The sequence below is a fragment of the Erythrobacter oryzae genome (assembly GCF_030271515.1).
GTDB lineage: Bacteria > Pseudomonadota > Alphaproteobacteria > Sphingomonadales > Sphingomonadaceae > Erythrobacter > Erythrobacter oryzae.
The window spans coordinates 166,740-187,648 of record NZ_JASCXI010000004.1 but is presented as its reverse complement, the minus strand read 5'-3'; the positions used below and the strand labels follow the sequence as shown (position 1 = coordinate 187,648).

The 20,909-nt window shown below is 67.6% G+C and carries 20 protein-coding genes; 6 read left to right on the top strand and 14 right to left on the bottom strand.

Translation table 11 applies throughout. The features are described from left to right. Positions 1 to 79: 79 nt before the first annotated feature. From PFX90_RS13490 to PFX90_RS13445, 10 genes are all read right to left on the bottom strand, one after another. On the bottom strand, positions 80 to 1,564 hold the full coding sequence (locus PFX90_RS13490) for an ArnT family glycosyltransferase (RefSeq protein WP_285713063.1): 1,485 nt from the start codon (positions 1,562 to 1,564) through the stop codon (positions 80 to 82). Between the two features lie 64 nt (positions 1,565 to 1,628). After that, positions 1,629 to 2,126: a GNAT family N-acetyltransferase gene (locus PFX90_RS13485; RefSeq protein WP_285713062.1), complete on the bottom strand. Its 498-nt coding sequence runs from the start codon at positions 2,124 to 2,126 to the stop codon at positions 1,629 to 1,631. Between the two features lie 9 nt (positions 2,127 to 2,135). Next, positions 2,136 to 2,393, bottom strand: coding sequence for an ATP synthase F1 subunit epsilon (locus PFX90_RS13480; RefSeq protein WP_285713061.1), 258 nt, complete (start codon positions 2,391 to 2,393; stop codon positions 2,136 to 2,138). 143 nt (positions 2,394 to 2,536) lie between these two features. Then, the gene (gene atpD, locus PFX90_RS13475; RefSeq protein ID WP_285713059.1) at positions 2,537 to 3,991 is read right to left on the bottom strand and encodes a F0F1 ATP synthase subunit beta; all 1,455 of its coding nucleotides are present in this window, start codon (positions 3,989 to 3,991) and stop codon (positions 2,537 to 2,539) included. Between the two features lie 21 nt (positions 3,992 to 4,012). Beyond that, complete coding sequence (locus tag PFX90_RS13470; protein ID WP_285713057.1) at positions 4,013 to 4,882, bottom strand: F0F1 ATP synthase subunit gamma; 870 nt, start codon at positions 4,880 to 4,882, stop codon at positions 4,013 to 4,015. A 12-nt stretch (positions 4,883 to 4,894) separates the two neighbouring features. Further along, positions 4,895 to 6,424 (bottom strand): F0F1 ATP synthase subunit alpha, encoded by a 1,530-nt coding sequence (gene atpA / locus PFX90_RS13465; RefSeq protein ID WP_285713056.1) that lies wholly within the window; start codon positions 6,422 to 6,424, stop codon positions 4,895 to 4,897. Positions 6,425 to 6,435: 11 nt separating this feature from the next. Beyond that, complete coding sequence (locus PFX90_RS13460) at positions 6,436 to 6,990, bottom strand: F0F1 ATP synthase subunit delta (protein WP_285713054.1); 555 nt, start codon at positions 6,988 to 6,990, stop codon at positions 6,436 to 6,438. A gap of 184 nt (positions 6,991 to 7,174) precedes the next feature. Beyond that, complete coding sequence (locus PFX90_RS13455; RefSeq protein WP_285713053.1) at positions 7,175 to 8,125, bottom strand: hypothetical protein; 951 nt, start codon at positions 8,123 to 8,125, stop codon at positions 7,175 to 7,177. Between the two features lie 117 nt (positions 8,126 to 8,242). Further along, the gene (locus PFX90_RS13450) at positions 8,243 to 9,220 is read right to left on the bottom strand and encodes a hypothetical protein (RefSeq protein ID WP_285713052.1); all 978 of its coding nucleotides are present in this window, start codon (positions 9,218 to 9,220) and stop codon (positions 8,243 to 8,245) included. 92 nt (positions 9,221 to 9,312) lie between these two features. After that, the gene (locus PFX90_RS13445) at positions 9,313 to 10,914 is read right to left on the bottom strand and encodes a S1 family peptidase (protein WP_285713051.1); all 1,602 of its coding nucleotides are present in this window, start codon (positions 10,912 to 10,914) and stop codon (positions 9,313 to 9,315) included. A gap of 81 nt (positions 10,915 to 10,995) precedes the next feature. On the opposite strand from PFX90_RS13445, the gene PFX90_RS13440 reads away from it, so the two are divergent. The 3 genes from PFX90_RS13440 to PFX90_RS13430 all read left to right on the top strand — a co-directional run bounded on the left by PFX90_RS13440 (position 10,996) and on the right by PFX90_RS13430 (position 13,267). Beyond that, the gene (locus tag PFX90_RS13440; RefSeq protein WP_285713049.1) at positions 10,996 to 11,655 is read left to right on the top strand and encodes a hypothetical protein; all 660 of its coding nucleotides are present in this window, start codon (positions 10,996 to 10,998) and stop codon (positions 11,653 to 11,655) included. A 95-nt stretch (positions 11,656 to 11,750) separates the two neighbouring features. After that, positions 11,751 to 12,215, top strand: a complete 465-nt coding sequence (locus tag PFX90_RS13435; RefSeq protein WP_285713048.1) for a DUF1203 domain-containing protein — start codon at positions 11,751 to 11,753, stop codon at positions 12,213 to 12,215. A gap of 62 nt (positions 12,216 to 12,277) precedes the next feature. Then, positions 12,278 to 13,267, top strand: coding sequence for a bifunctional transcriptional activator/DNA repair enzyme AdaA (locus PFX90_RS13430; protein ID WP_285713593.1), 990 nt, complete (start codon positions 12,278 to 12,280; stop codon positions 13,265 to 13,267). Positions 13,268 to 13,365: 98 nt separating this feature from the next. Here the strand turns inward: PFX90_RS13430 and PFX90_RS13425 are convergent, their stop codons facing one another. Then, positions 13,366 to 14,001: a glutathione S-transferase family protein gene (locus PFX90_RS13425; RefSeq protein WP_285713047.1), complete on the bottom strand. Its 636-nt coding sequence runs from the start codon at positions 13,999 to 14,001 to the stop codon at positions 13,366 to 13,368. A gap of 100 nt (positions 14,002 to 14,101) precedes the next feature. Between PFX90_RS13425 and PFX90_RS13420 the strand changes: the two genes are divergently transcribed. After that, complete coding sequence (locus tag PFX90_RS13420; RefSeq protein ID WP_285713046.1) at positions 14,102 to 14,995, top strand: CPBP family intramembrane glutamic endopeptidase; 894 nt, start codon at positions 14,102 to 14,104, stop codon at positions 14,993 to 14,995. Here PFX90_RS13420 and PFX90_RS13415 read toward each other — a convergent pair. Continuing rightward, positions 14,992 to 16,551, bottom strand: a complete 1,560-nt coding sequence (locus tag PFX90_RS13415; RefSeq protein ID WP_285713045.1) for a cryptochrome/photolyase family protein — start codon at positions 16,549 to 16,551, stop codon at positions 14,992 to 14,994. The two genes, PFX90_RS13420 and PFX90_RS13415, sit on opposite strands and share 4 nt — an antisense overlap. Positions 16,552 to 16,587: 36 nt before the next feature. Continuing rightward, complete coding sequence (locus PFX90_RS13410; RefSeq protein WP_285713044.1) at positions 16,588 to 18,753, bottom strand: primosomal protein N'; 2,166 nt, start codon at positions 18,751 to 18,753, stop codon at positions 16,588 to 16,590. A gap of 55 nt (positions 18,754 to 18,808) precedes the next feature. On the opposite strand from PFX90_RS13410, the gene PFX90_RS13405 reads away from it, so the two are divergent. Then, on the top strand, positions 18,809 to 19,510 hold the full coding sequence (locus PFX90_RS13405) for a DUF4197 domain-containing protein (RefSeq protein ID WP_285713043.1): 702 nt from the start codon (positions 18,809 to 18,811) through the stop codon (positions 19,508 to 19,510). Here PFX90_RS13405 and PFX90_RS13400 read toward each other — a convergent pair. Further along, entirely contained in the window at positions 19,507 to 20,163 is a 657-nt protein-coding gene (locus PFX90_RS13400; protein WP_285713042.1) for a DUF2490 domain-containing protein, read from the bottom strand. The genes PFX90_RS13405 and PFX90_RS13400 overlap by 4 nt on opposite strands. 60 nt (positions 20,164 to 20,223) lie before the next feature. Here PFX90_RS13400 and fsa point away from each other — a divergent pair, with 60 nt between their 5' ends. Further along, positions 20,224 to 20,877: a fructose-6-phosphate aldolase gene (gene fsa, locus PFX90_RS13395; RefSeq protein WP_066528512.1), complete on the top strand. Its 654-nt coding sequence runs from the start codon at positions 20,224 to 20,226 to the stop codon at positions 20,875 to 20,877. The last annotated feature ends 32 nt before the right edge of the window (positions 20,878 to 20,909 follow it).

Sequence of the window (20,909 nt, the reverse complement as noted above, 5' to 3'; positions counted from 1 at the left end):
ATGCTGCGGCGGCGCTTTTGGCGGCCGCGCGAAGCACCAGAATTGCAGGGAGTTGGCGCGCATGCAAGCGCGCGCGTGGTCAGGGTTGCTTGCGCTCCCAAGCGAAGATGTAGCGATGGTGCAGCTCTTCCTTCGCCAGCAGGCGATAGTCGCGCGCTATCGCCGCATCGATCTGGTCCTTGGCCGCGAAATTCTGCGGGGTCAGCGGCAGGTCGGCGGTGACAATCACCGGCGGGCGGGTCGCAAGAATGCGCCGCACCTCGTCCTCCTGCCGCATCTCCAGAGCATTCATCTCGAGCGCGTTGTTGAGGTGATCGGGGTAGATCAGCTTGGTCGGCAGGCAGCTGTCGGTGAGACCGTAGAGCGAGGTCGGCCCGTCGAAGACCAGCAGGCACTGGCCCGCCTTTGCGTCGAGGTGCGGGGCGATCGCCTCGGCCAGCCGGAAGGTCGCCGACCGGTTCTCGTGGCTCACCCAGTACTGGTAGGGCACGATCAGCAGGAACACCGCGACCGGCAGCAGCGCGGCGCGGTTGATCTTCTCGCTGGGCTCGCGGTGGAACAGCGGGAGAGCGAGCAGCGCGGTCGCCGGGATCAGCGCGGCGAGGTAGTGGCGGTAGACCGTGGCGGGGAGGTAGGCGGTCGCCACCGCCGCGACCAGCCACAGGATGACGAAGACGTAGTGGCGCGGCAGCCCCTCGGGCCAGATGCGCCGCGCGGCGCGGATGCCGAGCCAGCTCAGCGACAATTGCAGGCCGAGATAGGCGAGCATCAGCGGGTGGACTCGGCCGGTACTCGCGGGCAGGCGGTCGAAGAAGGAGACGAAATTGGCGAACACATATTCGTCCCAATGCCCCGCCGCCCAATAGCCCGCGCTGACGAGCGCGGTCGGCAGCACGCCGAGCACGCCGAATACCGCCGCAAGCGCCGTCAGCTGCCACAGCTTCATGCCCCGCTGCCACTGGCCCCACAGCGCCCAGAGGCCGAAGAACAGGCACAGCGGGATCACGGTGTATTTGATCTGGAGCGCGATGCCGCCGAGCAACATGGCGACAAGCGCACGGCCCACGGCGCGCGGATGCTCGGTCTCGCGCACCAGCACCGCCATCGCGATCATCAGCGGGATGAAGAACACCTCCGAATTGCCCGAATGCGCGTCGTTGATCGTGCACAGCACCACGTAGAGCGCGGCCCCCGCGGCGGCTGTCATCCGGTCGGCCTGCGCGCGGGCGAGGTGGAAGATCATCACCGCGCCCACCAGCGTGAACAATACGCCCGCGACCTGATAGGCTGCGGAGCTCGGGCCCCCGACGGCGTGGAAGGCGGCGAACAGCGCGAACAGCCCCCAGGGCTTGCGGTCCCACAGGTCGACGAAGGGCACCGCGCCGTGGAGCATCTGGTTGCCGATCAGCGAATAGAGCTGCTCGTCCACATCCGCATTGGGATCGCCGATCCAAGCGCCGCGCACGAAAAAGGTGAGCAGCGCGAGCGCCAGCACGATTCCGAGGTCGCTGCGCGCCAGCAGCGAAGGGGCAGCGGCAGGGCGGATATCCGAAGACATGAACATGACCGCCGCCTTGCCACGGACATGGTTAATTTTCCGCGAGGGTCGCGGCAATTTCCGTCGGCGGTCAGCCGAGCGTGCGGGTGAGGTAGCGCACGGTCTTGCCGGGCGCGGGGCTTGCCGAGCCGGCCTCGGCGAAGCCCATCGCTGCGTGGAAGGCGTCGGAACCCGGGTTGGGCGGCTGCGAATTGACCTCGCAGGCGATCAGATCATGCCCCGCCGCGTGGGCGAGATCGAACAGCTGCTCATAGAGCTTGCGCGCCAGCCCGAGGCCGCGCGCTGCCTCGTCGACCACGATCCGGTCGATATAGACGAACCGCGCGAAGCGGTCCCGGAACCACAGGAAGTTGGGGCTGTCGTAATCGGCGCTCTGGTCGAAGGTGATGAGGAGCGCCCTGACGTCCGGCACGTGGAGCGCCGCGAAGGCGCCTGCCACCATATGTTCGAACCGCTCCGGCTCCAGTAAGGAGGTTTCGACCGCGCTGCGGTTGTTCAGCGCCACCAAGCCCTTGCGCAGGGCAGGGTCGCTATCGAGCGCCGCGCGGTCGAGCCGCAGCCCGGTCACGCCTCCCGCTTACGCTTCGACGTGTTCGGCGAGGACCGTCAGGCCCTTCTCGCCCACTTCGGCAAAGCCGCCGCGCACCTGGATGATCTCGGGGGCCGCGCCTTCCTTGGCGAAGACCTGCACCGCGCCGTCGCGGATCGTGCTCATGAAGGGCGCGTGGCCCTCGAGCACGCCGAATTCGCCCTCGGTGCCGGGGACGACCACCATGTAGACCTCTTCCGAGCGGACAAGCTTGGCAGGGGTGACGAGTTCGAAGTGGAGGGGCATTGTCTCTTCCTAACCCCCCTCCCGCTTGCGGGAGGGGCTGGGGGTGGGAATGGGCCGGCGGAGGCCCACCCCGCTGCGACTAGGCCCGGAACAGGTCCGGGCCAAGTCTCGCTCCCCTCCCGCAGGCGGGAGGGGGAAGCGGATTACGCCTCTTCGGCCAGCTTCTTGGCCTTCTCGACCGCCTGATCGATCCCGCCGACCATGTAGAAGGCGCTTTCGGGCAGGTGGTCGTATTCGCCGTCGACCACCGCCTTGAAGCTCTTCACGGTATCTTCGAGCTGCACGAAGACGCCCGGGATGTTGGTGAAGACTTCCGCGACGTGGAAGGGCTGCGAAAGGAACTTCTGGATCTTGCGCGCACGGGCGACGGTCAGCTTGTCCTCTTCCGACAGCTCGTCCATCCCGAGGATCGCGATGATGTCCTGCAGGCTCTTGTACTTCTGCAGCACTTCCTGGACGCGGCGGGCGGTGTCGTAGTGCTCCTGGCCGACGACGCGCGGTTCGAGCACGCGCGAGGTCGAGTCGAGCGGGTCGACCGCGGGGTAGATGCCGAGCTCCGAGATCGCGCGCGACAGGGTGGTGGTCGCGTCAAGGTGCGCGAAGGAGGTCGCAGGCGCCGGGTCGGTCAAGTCGTCCGCGGGCACGTAGATCGCCTGCACCGAGGTGATCGAGCCCTTGGTGGTCGAGGTGATGCGCTCCTGCAGCTTGCCCATGTCGGTCGCGAGGGTCGGCTGGTAGCCCACCGCCGAGGGAATGCGGCCGAGCAGCGCCGACACTTCCGAACCGGCTTGCGTGAAGCGGAAGATGTTGTCGACGAAGAACAGCACGTCCTGGCCTTCGACGTCGCGGAAGTACTCCGCCATGGTCAGACCCGAGAGGGCGACGCGCGCGCGGGCGCCCGGGGGCTCGTTCATCTGGCCGAACACCAGCGCCACCTTGGAGCCTTCCGAGGTCGCATTGCCTTCCGCGTCCTTGGCGATGACGCCCGCGTCGAGGAATTCGTGGTAGAGGTCGTTGCCCTCGCGGGTGCGCTCACCCACGCCGGCGAACACCGACACGCCGCCGTGGCCCTTGGCGATGTTGTTGATGAGTTCCTGGATCAGCACGGTCTTGCCGACGCCCGCGCCGCCGAACAGGCCGATCTTGCCGCCCTTGGCGTAAGGCGCGAGGAGGTCGATCACCTTGATGCCGGTGACAAGGATCGCGGCTTCGGTCGACTGGTCGATGAAGGCCGGGGCCTCGGCGTGGATGGGGGCGGTCGATTCCGCGCCGATCGGGCCGCGCTCGTCGATCGCTTCGCCGACGACGTTCATGATGCGGCCGAGCACCTTGGGGCCGACCGGCACCGAGATCTGCGCGCCGGTGTTCACGACTTCGCTGCCGCGGGTCAGGCCCTCGGTCGCGTCCATCGCGATGGTGCGCACGGTGTTCTCGCCAAGGTGCTGGGCGACTTCGAGCACCAGCGTCTTGTCGCCGTTCTTGGTTTCGAGCGCGGTCAGGATCGCGGGCAGTTCACCGGGGAACTGCACGTCGACGACGGCGCCGATGACCTGCGAAATCGTGCCGTTGGTGGTCTGGTTGAGAGCGGCGGTGGCCATGATTGTTTCCTTGGCTTTCGATTACAGCGCTTCGGCGCCGGCGATAATTTCGATCAGTTCGGTGGTGATCGCGGCCTGGCGGCTGCGGTTGTACTGGATGGTCAGCTTCTGGATCAGCTCGCCCGCGTTGCGCGTGGCGTTGTCCATCGCGGTCATCGAGGCGCCCTGTTCCGAGGCCTCGCGCTCGAGCAGCGCGCCGAACAGCTGGGTACGCACGTAGCGCGGCAGCAGTTCCTCGAGGATTTCTTCCTCGCCCGGCTCATACTGCACCACGGCGTCGGCCACGGGGGCTTCGGCGGGGGCGGGGACGGGGATCAGCTGGGTGACGGTCGGGTCCTGCGCCAGCGCCGACTTGAAGGTCGGGTAGATCAGGTGCGCGACATCGAACTTGCCCGCGTCGAACAGCGCGATCAGCTCGTTGGCGATAGCCTCGGCCTCGGTGAAGCCCGGGGTCTTGACCGTGCTGGTGTCAAACCCGCCGCCGATCAGCGAGGGGAAGTCGCGCTTGAGCGGCGCGCGGCCCTTCTTGCCGACGAGGTAGAATTCGACCTGCTTGCCCTCTGCCAGCAATTCGCGCGCCTTGGCCTTGGCGGCCTTGACGAGGTTCGAGTTGAGACCGCCGCACAGTCCTTTGTCGGTGTTGACCACCACGAGGAGGTTGCGCTGATCGCTCCCGGTGCCCGCCAGCAGCTTGGGCGCGGCAGAGCCCGAGACCTTGCTCGCGAGGCTGGCCATCACAGCGGAAAGCCGCGTGGCATAGGGCCGCCCGGCCTCGGCCGCAGCCTGGGCACGGCGCAGCTTGGCCGCCGCGACCATCTGCTTGGCCTTGGTGATCTTCTGGGTCGACTTGACCGAGTTGATCCGGCCCTTGAGTTCCTTGAGCGATGGCACGTCAGGGCGTCCTTACGCGAACTGCTTGCCGAAGGCTTCAAGCGCGGCCTTGGTCTTGTCCGCGACTTCGCCTTCGAACTTCTTCGAGGTGCGGATCTCGGTCAGCACCGAGGCGTGTTCGCGGCGCATGTAGTCGAGCATCTGCGCTTCGTACTCGTTCACGCGGTTCACCGGGATCCCGTCGAGGAAGCCGTTGGTGCCGGCATAGATCGACACGGTCTGCTCTTCGAACGGCATCGGCGAGAACTGCTTCTGCTTCAGCAGCTCGGTCAGGCGCGCGCCGCGGTTGAGCAGCTTCTGCGTCGCGGCGTCGAGGTCCGAGCCGAACTGCGCGAAGGCCGCCATTTCACGGTACTGCGCGAGGTCGAGCTTCATCGAGCCCGAAACCTTCTTCATCGCCTTGGTCTGCGCGGCACCGCCGACGCGGCTCACGGAGAGACCGACGTTGATTGCCGGACGGATGCCCTGATAGAACAGGCCGGTTTCGAGGAAGATCTGGCCGTCGGTGATCGAGATAACGTTGGTCGGAATATAGGCCGACACGTCGCCTGCCTGCGTTTCGATGATCGGCAGCGCGGTCAGCGAGCCGTGGCCGTTTTCCTCGTTCATCTTCGCCGCGCGCTCAAGCAGGCGGCTGTGGAGGTAGAACACGTCGCCGGGGTAGGCTTCGCGGCCCGGCGGGCGGCGCAGCAGCAGCGACATCTGGCGATAGGCGACGGCCTGCTTCGAAAGGTCGTCATAGACGATCACGGCGTGCATGCCGTTGTCGCGGAAGAACTCGCCCATCGCGCAGCCGGTGTAGGGAGCGAGGTACTGGAGCGGAGCGGGCTCCGAAGCGGTCGCGGCGACGACGATGGAATACTCCATCGCGCCGTTTTCTTCGAGCTGCTTGACGATCTGCGCGACGGTCGAACGCTTCTGGCCGACCGCGACATAGACGCAGTAAAGCTTCTTGCTCTCGTCGTCGCCCTGGTTGGCTTCCTTCTGGTTGATGAAGGTGTCGATCGCGACGGCGGTCTTGCCGGTCTGGCGGTCACCGATGATCAGCTCGCGCTGGCCGCGGCCCACGGGGACGAGCGCGTCGATCGCCTTGAGGCCGGTCTGGACGGGTTCGGAAACGGATTCGCGCGGGATGATCCCCGGCGCCTTCACTTCGACGCGGCTGCGCTTTTCAGCGACGATCGGGCCCTTGCCGTCGATCGGGTTGCCGAGCGCGTCGACCACGCGGCCGAGCAGGCCCTTGCCGACCGGCACGTCGACGATGGTGCCGGTGCGCTTGACGATATCGCCTTCCTTGATCTCGCTGTCCGAGCCAAAGATCACGACGCCGACGTTATCGGCTTCGAGGTTGAGGGCCATGCCCTGCACCCCGTTCGAGAATTCCACCATCTCGCCGGCCTGCACCTTGTCGAGGCCGTGGATGCGGGCGATCCCGTCACCCACCGACAGCACGGTGCCGGTTTCGCTGACTTCGGCCTCGGTGCCGAAATTGGCGATCTGGTCCTTGATGACCTTCGAGATTTCTGCGGCGCGGATTTCCATTGATCTGTCCTTTAAGCCTGCATGGCCTTGGCGAGCGAGTTGAGACGGGTGCGGATCGAGGCATCGATGCGCTGCGATCCGATGGTGACGACGAGGCCGCCGAGGAGGTCGGGGTCGACCGCGGCGGTGAGCATGACGGTGCGGCCTTCGCGCGCGGTCAGCTTGGTCTTGAGGGCGGCGAGTTGGTCGTCGCTCAGCGGGTGGGCGCTGGTGACGGTCGCGGTGACTTCACCGCGCTGGGCGGCGGCAATCGCCTTGAAGGCGCTGACGATCGCAGGCAGCTTGCCCAGACGACGGTTGGCGGCGAGCACGCCGAGGAAATTGGTGGTCAGCGGCGAAAGCTTCAGCTTCTTGGCCACCGCCGCCATCGCCTTGCCCTGCACGTCGCGGGCAAGCTCGGGGTTGGTGGTCAGCGCGGCGAGATCGGCCGAATCGCGCAGGGCAGCGCCCAGCGTCTCGAGATCCTTCTCGACCGCGGTCACCTTGCCATTCTCGGCAGCCAGATCGAACAGGGCCGAGGCATAGCGTCCAGCCAGGCTAGCCTTGATACCGGCGGAAATATCCACGCGCGTGCAATCCTCTTGCGAAGCTTCAAAGGAAGTATGCTTGGGCCCTGATGGTGGGGCACGCACAAGGGCGCCCCGCAAGGTTGGCGCGCGCCTAGCAATTGATTCCGGTTCCTGCAAGCGGGCTGGGGGAGGAATTGTGCAAGTGCGAAGCGGTGCGTCAGTTGCGGCGCCCGTCAGAGGCTCACTTGTCCGCAGGCTCGGGGTCTGGCGGGCAGGGGACACCCTCTTCCGAGCATTGCGCTTCGTAGGCTGCGAGGATCGAGCGGTTGAGGCGGTTCGACCACTCGTTGCGGCGCAGCGAATAGATGCCTTTCAGATAGGCGCGGTCGAAATCGGTCATTTCGGCCGGCGACTGCTTCGGCCCGTCGCGGAACAGGGTCAGCAGCGAGGACGTTGCCATCGCATCGTAATCGATGTTCCGGCGCGGCCAGCCGAGCAGGTAGAGCGAAGCGAAATCGGCCAGCTGGATGGCTTCGACATCGACCAGCTGCTTCATGTCGAGCACCACCACCGATACGTCCTTGGCGCGGAAGATGTTCGAGCGCAGGCGCGAGGCGAAGGGGGTCTGGATAACCGGCAGGCCTTCCCCGAACCCGTTGCCCGCCACGGGAATCGCGCTGCCGTCGAGCACGGTCGGGCCGTCATTGTTGCGCACCGTGATCTGGTTCCAGGCGACCACCGGCTTGCCCGCCTTCAGATCGGCGCGGATCGTGTTGAGGGTCTGGTCGCGGATATCGCGCGGGCCGAGCAGGCCGAAGCGCTTGTTCATCACCTTCTCGAACATCTCGGGCGGCTGTTCGAGGATCAGGACGATGGCGTTGGGCGAGCAGTTTTCCTTGGGCTTGGGCAGTTCGACATAGTCGGCCACGGCGCTGATGCGGGCCTCGATCAGCCGGGCAATCTTGGCGTCGACCCCGACGACCTTGGGACAGACGGCATCGTGAAAGCGCGGCACAACCTCCTGGAAGCGCAGCGGCGTGCCGACGGTGCGGGCCGTTTCGCGCAGTTCCTCGGTCTCGACCCGGCGGTCGGCGCGCACCTCGATCTCGTTCGGGGGCGGCGGGGGCGGCGGGGGCGATCCGGCTTCCTGCGCGGCAAGGGCGCCCGTCGAGGCCAGCACCAATCCTGCCAAGCAGGCCCGCGTTACGGAGCGTCGCATCATCCACCTGTTATCATTGCCCGAAGAGGCAGGTTACGTCGTATCATCGCGGTGAACGCGGCATGAACCGCATCACCAATACCGCCGCGTTTACCCGCCCTTGTCGAGGTCGCACTGCCCGTCGGGCAGAGCGCATTCCTCGCGATAGACCTCCACCACCCGGTCGCCGATCCGGTCGCTCATGGTGTTGCGGCCTTGCACCAGAATGCCCCTGAGATAGGCGCGGTCGAACTCGGTGAGCCCTTCCGGCGCATTTTCCGGGCCGGCCTCGAACATGCGCAGCATCGTCGGCGCGGTGACCCCGGTGAAGTCGAGGTTCCGGCGCGGCAGCCCGATCAGATAGAGCGAGGAGACATCGGCGATCTGGTCGAGGTCGAAACCGCCGAGCTGGTTCTTGTCCAGCACCACCACCGCGATGTTCTTCATGATCCAGGGCGTGTAGAGCGCGCGCCCGGCGGTCTCCCCGCGGAAGTTGAAGCCGGGAGCGGCGCTGATCGAGAAGTCGGGCGTGGCGGAGTCGATCCCGGGCCAGCCGATGCCGATCTGGTTCCACGACACGAGCGGCTTGCCCGCCTTGATATCGTCGCGGACCGAGCGGATCGTCCGGTCATTCCACAGCAGGTTCCCGAACAGGCCCGGGCGCCGGTTGCGCAGGCGATCGAACATTTCCAGCGGCTCTTCGAGCACGATGACAAAGGCGTTGAGGCGGCAGTGTTCCGGCTCGGTGAAGAGCCCGGCGGCCTTGGCGTTGGCGCGGATGCGGTCTTCCAGCACCGCGGCGGTCTTGCGATCGACCCCGGCAACGCGCGGGCAGAAGGGCGAATAGAAGCGCGGCAGGATGCGCGAGCCGCGGTCGGGCGCGGTCAGCTTGCGCAGGCTGTAGAGAATCTCGTCCGGCTCCAGCCAGCGCTCCCCGCGCACTTCGATCCCCGGGATCTCCCAGAATTCGTCAACGGCGGCGGCCTGCGCGGCGAGGGGCTCGGCGGCGGGTGCCTGCGCGGTTTCCTGTGCCGAGGAGACGCCCGGCCACGTGGCTGTCAGCGATGCTGCAAGAACGAAACGAAGCAAGCCTCTCCGCATGGGTCCACCATCCCTGATCGAGTCTAACTCCCTGCAATAACGCCTTTTCTGGATGAACGCCCGATGAATTGTCGGGGCACCTAGGGCTTTTGCGAGCAGGAATAGACAAGCCGCTCATTGGGGCGCTCGGGCAGGCCGGCGATCAGCGTCGATTGCTGCTCGCCCAGAGTCCGCGCCGCATCGCTCACCCCGCAGGCGGGCGGGGTGTAGGCCGCGCGCGCGGCGCGGGCGGCGGCGAGAGCCTCTTGCCCGAGCAGATAGCGGTCGGTGCGCAAGGTGCGGGTCGCCGGGTCATAGGTGTTGACCGCGACCGCCGCGTCATCCTCGGCGGCGAAGACGCGTTGCCATTCGCCCCCTTGCGCAAGGCCATATTGGGTGCGCCGGTTGACGCAGCCGTCTGCCGACCATTCGAAGGCGACGTCATCGGTGCGCGCGGCGGTGACGCGGCTGCGCTCGGGAACGAGGGTGCAGATCAGCGCGCCCTCGGCGGCATCCGAGGTCTTGGCCGGGGTGTCGGGCTTGCCATCGCCGCCCTGCGCCTTCTCGACCGCCGCGGCGACCCGGTCCTCGATCTCCGAGAGACCCGGACGGGTGAACCACAGCAGCAAGGCCACCGCCAGCCCCGCCGCCGACACCGCGCCCGCGATCCGCATCTGCGAGCGCCGCTCTTCCTCGCCGCGCCACACGAAAGCGGCATAGCCCGCGCCGATGCAGGCCAGCAGAGCGATCAGCGCCAGCGCCATGCGGTTCTCGCGCGCTTCGAGCACCTCCATCTGCGCGGTGAGGCGGGCGCTCTCGCGCACCTCGCGCAGGGATTCGCTGCGCTGCTCGAGCGCCGCACGCGCCTGGCTCTGCTCGGCCTCGAGCCGCTGGCGTTCCTCGGCGTTCAATTCCTCGATCGAGCGGCAGGGCAGGGCATTGACCACCGGCTCGACCTTGTTGCTGCGCAGGAAGGGCAGCAATTCGCGCAAGGAGACGGCGAAGTAGAACTCGGCGTCACCGCTCTCGGCATCGGCGCTGAAGGAGTTGACCCCGATCACGCGCCCGCACGGATCGAGCAGCGGCCCGCCCGAATTGCCGCGCGCGATGGGGGCGGTGTGGAGGATCGTGTCGAACTGGCGGCTCGGCCGCTCGCCCGAAAGGAAGCCGCGCGACTTGACCGGCGGCTGGGCGCGGAAGATGTCCGCCATATCAAGCCCTTGGGCCAGATCGACATTCATCGGATAGCCCACCGCCGAAACCTCGCCGAGATTGCCGGTGTCACCCCCCGCCAGCGCCAGCGGCGGCAGGCGCAGGGAGCCCTTCGCGATCTCGAGCAGGGCGAGGTCGTTCTTCGGCGAGACCGCCACCACCCGCGCAAAGGCGCCGCCCGTGCCTTCGGAAGGGACAATCCCGATCCTGAGCGTATCGTCCTGCACCGCCTCGGCCACCACATGGGCATTGGTGACGATCCGCGTCGGCGAGACGGCGAAGCCGGTGCCGTGGCTGACGGGGACGGGCTCGTCCCCCTCCTCGCCGATGATCACCACCCGCACCACGCCGCGCGAGGCCGCATCGACATCGCCCGGATCGGCGGCAAGCGGCCCCGCACGCAGCACGCCGAACAGCGCCGCAAGCGCGCACAGCAGCACCGCGATCAGCCGGAGGCGGGGGAGGGTCCGCAGGCGGGCAGGGTCAATCACCAGAAAATCCTTGAACTGGCAGGAATAGCTGCAATGACGCTCGTGAGAGACATGATCTAGCCAATGGATACGGGGGCAGCAATGATCGGCATGCGTTATGTGACACTGGCCTTGGCGGCCCTGGCGCTTGCGGCGGCGCCCGGCGGGGCGGCGGCCCAGACCAGGGAGGTGCACCGCTTCACCGTCGGCGGCAAGGCCTTCACCGTGCCGGTGCCCAATGGCTACTGCCTGCCATCGGGCCCCACGGTCGAGCTTGCCCAGGGTGTCGCCGCGCTCGATACGATGAACTTCACCCACGCCAATCTCGACCGCTGCGGCACCTTCGGCGAGGATTACGTCCACATCAAGTCGCCGCGCCAGTCGCAATCCGTGCCGATCCCGCGCGCGGATTTCATCGCGCTGATCGCCCGCGAAGTGCAGACCGCGAGCGGCCAGCAGCTGGTCGAGGACGCGATCGAGAAGGCCGGGCGCGACGTGGCGGCAGGCACCGACAACGAAATCCAGCTCGACAACACCGTGCCGCGCTTCTTCGGGCAGGACGACGTGTGCGCCTATATGGCGATGACCGGCGACGTGGTGACCGCAGGGGGCACAGCCAAGATCCGCGGCGTGATCTGCATGACGCTGGTCAACAGCGAGTTCATGAACGTCAACGTCTACGCGCTCGAGGGCAAGGGCATCACCGACGCCCAGCTCAAGGCGCGCGCGCGCACCATCGCCGCCTCGATCGCCGCAGGCTGAGCGCGGCTGCGACATTGAGCGCAAGCCTGCCGGCTGCGGCGCGCCGGTGGATGGTGCACAAGCTCCCCTGACAGACATGGCAAGGGAGCCGCACGATGACCTACCGGATCAGGGGTTTGGACCCCGCACTTTTCGCCGAACACTTCGCGCTCGATGACGCCAGCCTCGCCCGCCGCCGGGCGCGGCGCGAGGTTGCGGGCGAGGGACGCTTCCCCTGCCGCGTGAGCCTCGAGGACGCGCAGCCCGGCGAGGCGCTGCTGCTGACCCACTACGCCAACCACGCGGTCGAAAGCCCTTACCGGAACGCTTTCGCGATCTATGTCCGCGCCGCCGCACGCGAGGCAGCCGACTATCTCGACAGCCTCCCTCCGGTGCTGCGCGGCAGGCCCATCGCGCTGCGGGGCTATACGGGCGAGGGCGACCTCCACAGCGCCGCACTGGCGCTTGCCGATGATGTCGACGCGCAGCTGCGGGCGTTGCTCGATGATCCGGCGGTCGCCTATATCGATGCGCACAATGCCATGCATGGCTGCTTTGCCGCGCGGATCGAGCGGCATTGATCGCGGGAGTGTTTCACGTGAAACATTTGGGGAACATCACGGACGACGACCGCTGGCAGGCGATGCTCGCCAAGGACCGGCGGTTCGACGGGGCCTTCGTCACCGGCGTCCATTCGACCGGCATCTATTGCCGCCCGAGCTGCCCCGCGCGCGCCCCGCATAGAAAGAACGTGCGCTTCTACGCTAGCCCCGCCGACGCCGAGGCAGCGGGCCTCAGGGCGTGCAAGCGCTGCTCGCCGAACACGCAGAGCGCCGAGGAGGCCTGCGTCCTCGCCGCCATCGCCGCGATCCGCGAGCAGGGGGCGCTGACGCTCGACCAGCTCGCCGACCTCACCGGCTACACCCCCACCCACTTCCAGCGCCTGTTCAAGCGCACCGTCGGCCTCTCCCCCGCCGCCTTCGCGCGCGCCTTGCGCGAGGAGCGGGTGAGAGAGGCGCTGGGGCGCGGCCTTGGCGTCACCGAGGCGCTGGCCGAGGCAGGCTTCAGCGGGCCGGAGCAATTCTACACCGAAACGAAAGGCAGACTGGGGATGCGCCCGAGCGACTGGACAAGAGGCGGCGCGGGCCGCGTGATCCACTGGGCGGTGCTGCCGACCTCGCTCGGCCCCATGCTGGTCGCCGCGACCGAGGTGGGGGTGTGCTGCCTTGCCTTCGGGGAGGGCGAGGCGGAGTTGCGCGCGCGCTTCCCGCGGGCCGAACTGCTGCCCGCCGGCGAGGCCTTCCGCGAGCTCTTCGCGAAGGTCGTGGCGGCAGTCGAGCAACCCGGCCCCGGCAGCGCCGCGATTCCGCTCGACGTCCACGGCACCGCCTTCCAGCAGAGGGTCTGGGAAGAACTGCGCCGCATCCCCCACGGCGAGACGCGCTCCTATGGCGAGCTGGCCGCCGCCCTCGGCAACCCGAAAGCCAGCCGCGCGGTCGGCGGCGCGAACGGGGCGAACAATATCGCGGTGCTGATCCCCTGCCACCGCGTGATCGCCAGCGACGGGACGCTGGGCGGCTATGCCTATGGGCTGGAGATCAAGGCGGAGTTGCTAAGGAGGGAGGGCCGGTAGGCCCACCCCCGGCCCCTCCCGCGAGCGGGAGGGGAGCGTCAGCGCTTCCCGTCCCCCTCCCGCTTGCGGGAGGGGTTAGGGGTGGGCCTGCGCCAACCTCAATCCAGCTTCGGCGGCATCCCCGGTTCGCACTTGGCCATCGCGCGCTGGTAGGCCGGGCGCTCGCCGATGCGCGCGAGGTAGGCCTTGAGGTTGGGCAGGTGGTCGATCGCCATCCCGCTCATCGCGCGGCTGGTGGTGAGCTGGAAGCCCATCATGATGTCCGCGGTGGTCAGCTGCGCGCCCCCGAAATAGTCCGCCTCGCCGAGACGCTGCTCGACGATCTTCCAGCCTTTCGCCACGCGGTCGGCGACGAAGGCGGGCAGTTCGGTCGCGCCCATGAACTGTGCCACCAGCGCCATCATGCCGTTGGTCATGAAGGTCGCGTTGGCCCAGTGGTAGTAGAACAGGTGGTCGGCGAAATCGGGGTGATCCGCGCCCGGCACCAGCGGCGTATCGGGCGCATACTTCGCGACGATGTAGTCCATGATCGCCCCGCTCTCGCCCAGCACGAAGTCGCCGTCGGTGATGACCGGGGCAATGCCCATCGGGTGGAGCGCCTTGTATTCGTCGGGCGCGAGGCGGTTGTCGGTGCGGCGGTTGTAGAGCTTGAGGTCGTATTCGATCCCCAGCTCCTCGGCGAGCCAGACGATGCGTTCGGATTGCGACAGGCGCAGGTGGTGGATGGTCAGCATGGCATCGGCTCTCCGTCGATTATTGTGCGACGAGACCTAGCCAAGCCTGCGCGCTCGCGCCATCCCTTGAGACACACAAAACAACGGGGCAACTCCGATCATGGACACTGTAACTGCCGCTCAGCCGCCGCTGTGGAAGCGCATCTGGAACTTCCCGCTGGTGGCGATGCTTGCCGCGATTGCGGTTACGGCTGCCGTTCTGGCGGTGATGAACCTCGTCGGCGGGATGCTGCGCGGCGTGCTCGACCGCGATGTCCGCGGCGCGCTGATGGTGCTGGCGACGATTGCGGCGCTGATCGCGGCGCAGAAGCTGGTGCTGCGGCGGCTGGGGGAGAGGAAGCACGACGACCTACCGCTGGCCGGAGCGGTGCAAGGGCTGGCGCTGGGCACCTTCGGGGCCTTCGTGCTGTTCAGCGTCATCGTGGGGATCGCGGCGCTCGCGGGGGCCTATTTCATCGTCGGCTGGGGCGGGATGAGCAACTGGCTGATGCTGCTGTTCACCGCCGGAATCAGCGCAGGCTTCGTCGAGGAGTTCATCTTCCGCGGCATCTTGCTGCGCTGGATCGAGGAATTCGCCGGGAGCTATGCCGCGCTGTTCATCACCTCGGCGCTGTTCGGCCTGGCGCATATAGGCAACGACAATGCGACATGGTTTTCCTCTTTCACCATCGCGGTCGAGGCGGGGCTGATGCTGGGCGGAGCCTATATGCTCACGCGCAGCTTGTGGGTGCCGATCGGCCTGCATTTCGGCTGGAACATGACGCAGGGGCTGATCTGGGACGTGCCGGTCTCGGGCAACGACGTCGACGGGCTGGTCGACGCGCGGCTGGCAGGCGATCCGCTGATCTCGGGCGGGGCCTTCGGGCTCGAGGCTTCGGTGATCGCGCTGGTGGTGGCGGGCGGGTTCGGGGTGTGGCTGATCTGGCGCGCGGCGCGGCAGGGCGAGGTTATGGCCCCCTGGTGGGCGCGCCGCCGCCTCGCTGCCGAAGCCTAGACTGACCGCGCCCAGCCGGGGCTTGCTGGCACCAGCGCATCGAGGAACCGCTCCGCGCTCTCGAGATATTCGCGCTGCTTGGCCTCGCCCATCTTGTCCCAGGTCGCGTAGATGCGCCCGATGCGGTGGTTGCTTTCGAGCCGGTCGCGGTTGCGGTCCATGAAGTGCCAGTAGAGCGGATTGAAGGGGCAGGCTTTCGGCCCGGTCTTCTCGGCGACCTTGTAGCGGCAGCCCCCGCAGTAATTGCTCATCTTGTTGATGTAGTTGCCGCTCGCCGCATAGGGCTTGGTCGCGAGCCTGCCGCCATCGGCATAGAGCACCATGCCCGCGACATTCGGCAGCTCGACCCATTCGAAGGCGTCGGCATAGACCGCGAGATACCAGTCGCCGACTTGGGCCGGGTCGATCCCCGCGATCAGGCAGAAATTGCCGAGCACCATCAGCCGCTGGATGTGGTGCGCGTGGGCGTCCTCGCGCGTGGTGCGGATGCAATCGGCAAGGCAGCGCATGTCGGTTGCGCCGGTCCAGAAGAACTCGGGCAGCGGCCTATACGCGCCCAATTCATTGGCAGCGGCGAGGCCGGGCATCTGGTGCCAGTAGAACCCGCGCACATATTCGCGCCACCCGATGATCTGGCGGATGAAGCCCTCTACGGAATTGAGCGGAGCCCTGCCTGATTTATAGGCAGCCTCGGCCGCGCGACACAGTTCGAGGGGATCGAGCAGCCCGATATTGATGCTGGTCGAGAGCATCGAGTGGTAGAGGTCGTCTTGCCCCTCCACCATCGCGTCCTGGTAGGGTCCGAACAGGCTGAGGCGGCGCGCGAAGAAGGCCTCGGCGGCTTCCAGAGCCTCGGCGCGGGTGACGGGCCAGCCGAAGGGTTCGAGGTCGCCGAAGTGGTCGGCGAAGCGCGCGCCGACGAGGGCGATGACCTCCTGCGTAATGGCGTCGGGGGCGAACTTGGGGGCGGGGGGCGCCTTCAGGCCTTCCTTGGGCGGCTCGCGGTTTTCGGCGTCGAGGTTCCAGACGCCGCCGACCGGCTTGTCGCCCTCCATCAGCAGCCCGGTCTTGCGCCGCATCTCGCGGTAGAAATACTCCATCGTGAGGTGCTTGCGCCCTTCCGCAAAGGCGCGGAACTCGGCGTGGGTGGCGATGAATCGCGTGTCGGGGAGGATCGAGACGGGGCAGGGGAAGCGGCCTTCCCATTCGAGCATGGCTTCATGCACCCGCCACTCGCCGCTTTCGGTGACGCGGATCTCGGAGGGCGCATGGCGTTCCACCGCGCGCGCTACCTCGCCGGTGAAGCTGCCGGTGTTCTCCGGATCGTCGAGGCGAATGTAATCGACCTGCCAGCCCTCGGCGCGCAGCTCCTCGGCAAAGTGTCGCATTGCCGAAAAAATGAGCACGATCTTCTGCTTGTGGTGCTTCACATAGGTCGCCTCATCCCACACCTCCATCATCAGGATGCGGGTTTCGGCGGGGGAGAGGCCTTCGAGGCTGGAGAGATTGCGCGACAGCTGGTCGCCGAGGATCGGCACGAGAACGGGGCGGGTCATGGGTGGGGATACGCCCCGGATGCGCTTTTGGTTTCGTCAGACGAAGGAGTAGGGGTCGATATCGATCCCCACGCGCACCCCGGGCGCGAATTGCACCCCCCCGATCCAGTCCCGCAGCATCGCTTGCAGATTGGCGCTGCGCCGCGCGTTCACGAGAAAACGGTAACGGTAGCGCCCGCGCAGCAGCGACAGGGGGGCAGGCGCGGGGCCGAGGATCTGGACGTCGGCATGGCGCGGGCGGACATCGCCGAGGCGCTGGGCGGCCTCGCGGGCTTCCTTTTCGTCTTCGCTCGACAGAATGATCGCTGCCCACCTGCCGAAGGGCGGAGCGCCTGCGTCGCGGCGGCCTTGGGTTTCGGCTTCGTAAAAGGCGTCGCGGTCGCCGTTCGCGAGGGCCGCGATCACGGGCGCGTCCGGGTGGCGGGTCTGGATCAGCACCTCGCCCGGCTTGGCCCCGCGTCCCGCGCGCCCGGCGACCTGTGCGATCTGCGAGAAAGTGCGCTCGCCCGCGCGCAGGTCGCCGCCTTCGAGGCCGAGGTCGGCGTCGACCACCCCCACCAGCGTCAGGTCGGGGAAGTGGAAGCCCTTGGTGACGAGCTGTGTGCCGATGATGATGTCGATCGCCTTGCCCTCGGCCTGCGCGATGAACTCGGCTGCCTTGTCAGGCGTATTGAGCGTGTCGGAGGTCGCCACCGCGAGGCGCGCCTCGGGGAACAGGTCGGCGACCTCGGCTGCGATCCGCTCCACCCCCGGCCCGCAGGCGACAAGGCAGTCGCTCTCGCCGCATTCGGGGCAGGCCTCGGGCACGCGCGTCTCGAACCCGCAATGGTGGCAGGCGAGGCGCGACGAGAGGCGGTGCTCGACCAGCCACGCGCTGCACGAGGGGCATTTGAACCGGTGTCCGCAATTGCGGCATAGCGTCAACGGCGCATAGCCGCGGCGGTTGAGGAACAGGAGCGACTGCTCGCCCTTGGCCAGCCGATCGCGCAGCGCCTCGATCAGCGGCCCCGCGAGCCAGCGCTGGCTGCCGGGTTTTTCTTCGGTGAGGTTGACGAGGCGCACTTTCGGCAGGCTCGCGCCGCCGAAGCGCGCGGGGAGGTCGAGCTTGGTGTAGATGCCCTGCGCGGCCATGTGCAGGCTCTCGAGCGCCGGGGTGGCGCTGGCGAGGATCACCGGCAGGCCCTCGAACCGCGCGCGCATCACCGCCACGTCGCGGGCGTTGTAGCGCACCCCGTCATCCTGCTTGAAGCTGATCTCGTGCGCCTCGTCGACGACGATGAGGCCGAGGTTCGCATAGGGCAGGAACAGCGCCGACCGCGCGCCGACCACCACTTGCGCCGTGCCGTCCGCAATCGCGCGCCATGCCCGCCGCCGTTCGGTGGACTTGAGCGAGGAATGCCACAGCACCGGCTTGGCCCCGAACCGCGCCTCGAACCGCGCGAGGAAGTTCTCGGTGAGCGCAATCTCGGGCAGCAGCACCAGCACCTGACGCCCCTGCCGGATCGCCTCGGCGACGGGCTCGAAATAGGTCTCGGTCTTCCCCGATCCCGTCACCCCGTCGATGAGGAAGGGAGCGAATTTCTGCGCACGCACCGCAGCGACCAGTGTGCCCGCGACCGCAGCCTGCGCCTCCGACAGCGCGGGCTGGTGGAAATCGGGATCGGCGGGCGGGTAGGGGCGGTCGATATTGACCACCACCGGCTCGATCACCCCCTGATTGACGAGGCCCCGCAGCACGCCTTCCGAAACCCCCGCGATCCCCGCCAGCTCGCGCATCGTGCCCTGTTCGCCCTCCAGCGCCTCGATCGCGGCGAGGCGCTGCGCGGTCATGCGTTCGGGGAGGCCGCCCGACAGCCGGTATTCGGTCATCGTCGCCGGGCCGCCCAGCGCGCCGCCGCTCGCCAGCGCCATGCGCGCGGTGCTCGCGAGCGGGGCGCAGTAGTAATCGGCGGTCCACTCGATCAGCCGCCTGAGCGCCTGCGGCAAGGGCGGGACGGGCAGCACCTCGAGAATCGGACGCAGCCGCTCGAAGGCGATTTCCTCGCCCGGCAACCGCCCCTCGTCCCACACGATCCCCATCACCTTGCGCGGCCCCAAGGGCGCGACCACCACGCTCCCCGCAGGCGCGGCGACGCCCTCGGGCAGCCGGTAGTCCAGCGGGCCGAGCGCGGCGTTCAAAACAAGCAGGCGAATTCGGTTCATCGCGCAGTTATATGGAGATCGGCATAGGCCAAGGGCAAGCTTGGAGACTGGACCAATGACCGCAATTGTCGCGAACCGTGCCACCACCCGCCGCAGCCTGCTCGCCGGAGCCGCAGGGGCAGGCGCGCTGCTGCTGCTTCCGGGCTGCGCTAGCACCGGGGGCGGGTTCAGCCTCGTGGAAGCGGTGCGCCGCCTGCTGCTGCTCGCCTCCGAGAACGCCTTCGCTCGCCTCACCGCTCCGGGCGGCTTCTGGGACGAGCAGGTCGCGCGGATCGGGCTCACCGACCTCATGGGCACGCGCGGGGACGTGCTGGGGCGGATTCTCACCTCGCAGGCCTTCAAGGACCGGCTCGAGGAGCGTTTCGCCACCTTCGCGATCGATGCGAGCTTCCGCGCCGCGCCGGTGGTGACCCATGCGATCGAGGTGATCGGCTTCGAGAACGCCCTCGCGCTGGTGCGGGGCGGGCCCGATGCGGCGAGCCTCTATCTGCGGCAGGAAGTCGGCACCGCGCTGCTCGATGCGGTGGTGCCGGAGCTGGGCGAGGCGCTGCGCATCAGCCGCGACCCGCTGCTCGGCCAGGCGCTCGGCGCGCTCACCGGGGTGGATGTCGCCGGGGTCGCCGACCGCTTCGGCCGCCGGATCGACGATGCCATCTGGGGCGAAATCGGCCGCGAAGAAGCCGCGATCCGCGCCAACCCCGAAAGCACCCGCGATCCGGTGCTGATTGGCGTGTTCGGGCTCGGCAGCCGGATCTAGAAGCGGTAGTTGAGGGTCAGCTGCGGGATGTGGCTGATCCCGTCGGTGCGTCCCTCGCGCCGCGAATACCACAGGACGTAGCCGGGCTGGACTTCCAGTCCCTTGGCGACATCGACCGCCACGGCGGCGACGAAGCGCACCTGCTCGGTCCCGTCCTGCCGCGCGGCGCTGCGGGCCTGAAAGACCGTGAACCATTCGGCCGATCCGATCAGGTCGACTGTCTTGCTCAGGCGCTCGGTGTATTGCACGCGCTGGCGAAAGCGCAGCTCGGTCCGGTCTGCGCCCGGGAACATGCGCTGTTCGAAACGGGTGCGGAAATCCCAGCCGCCGCTCACGATGCGCAGTTGCTGGTGCGGACGGAACTCGGTCTGGCCATCGGTCTCGAACACCGCCGCCCCGCCGCCGATGCGGATGCCGTCCGCCACTTCCTTTTCGACCGTGACGCGGATCGTCTGCTGGTCGGGCCCGATCTGCGGCTCGCGGATGCGCAGCGAGGCATCGACCGTCAGGAAGAAATCGTCGCCAAGGTCGCTGCGCACGAAGCCCACCAGCCAGAATTGCGTATCTTCATCCGCCGCCGACGCACTCGACGGTTGCCAAGCGCACGCGAGGGCGGCAAGCAGCATCGCAATCCGTGTGGGCGCGCGTTTCATGCGCCTGCCCTAGGGCGGCGGCGGCCCGCTGCCTATCGCAAAAAACCTTGGAGTGACCCCATGAAATTCTTCGTCGACACCGCCGAGATCGAGGCGATCCGCGAGCTTGCCGCCACCGGCCTGCTCGACGGGGTGACCACCAACCCCTCGCTGATCGCCAAGTCGGGCCGCGATTTCAAGGAAGTCACCAAGGAGATCTGCGGCATCGTCGACGGGCCGGTGAGCGCCGAGGTGGTCGCGCTCGACCATGCGACGATGATGAAGGAGGCCGAGGTTCTCCGGAAGATCGCCGACAATGTCTGCATCAAGGTGCCGCTGACGGTTGACGGCCTCAAGACCTGCAAGGCGCTCTCGTCCGAGGGCACGATGGTCAATGTCACGCTGTGCTTCTCGGCCAACCAGGCGCTGCTGGCGGCCAAGGCGGGGGCGAGCTTCATCTCGCCCTTCGTGGGGCGGCATGACGACAACGGCTTTGACGGCATGGACCTGATCGAGGACATTCGCCTGATCTACGACAACTACAACTTCGCCACCGAGATTCTGGTCGCGAGCGTGCGCCACACCACCCACGTGCTTCAGGCCGCCAAGATAGGTGCGGATGTGATGACCGCGCCGCCGGCGGTGATCCACGCCCTCTTCAAGCACGTGCTGACCGACAAGGGGATCGAGGGCTTCATGGCCGACTGGGCCAAGACCGGGCAGTCGATCCTCTGAAGGCCTCGCCTTTTTGCCACTTCCGCGCGCCA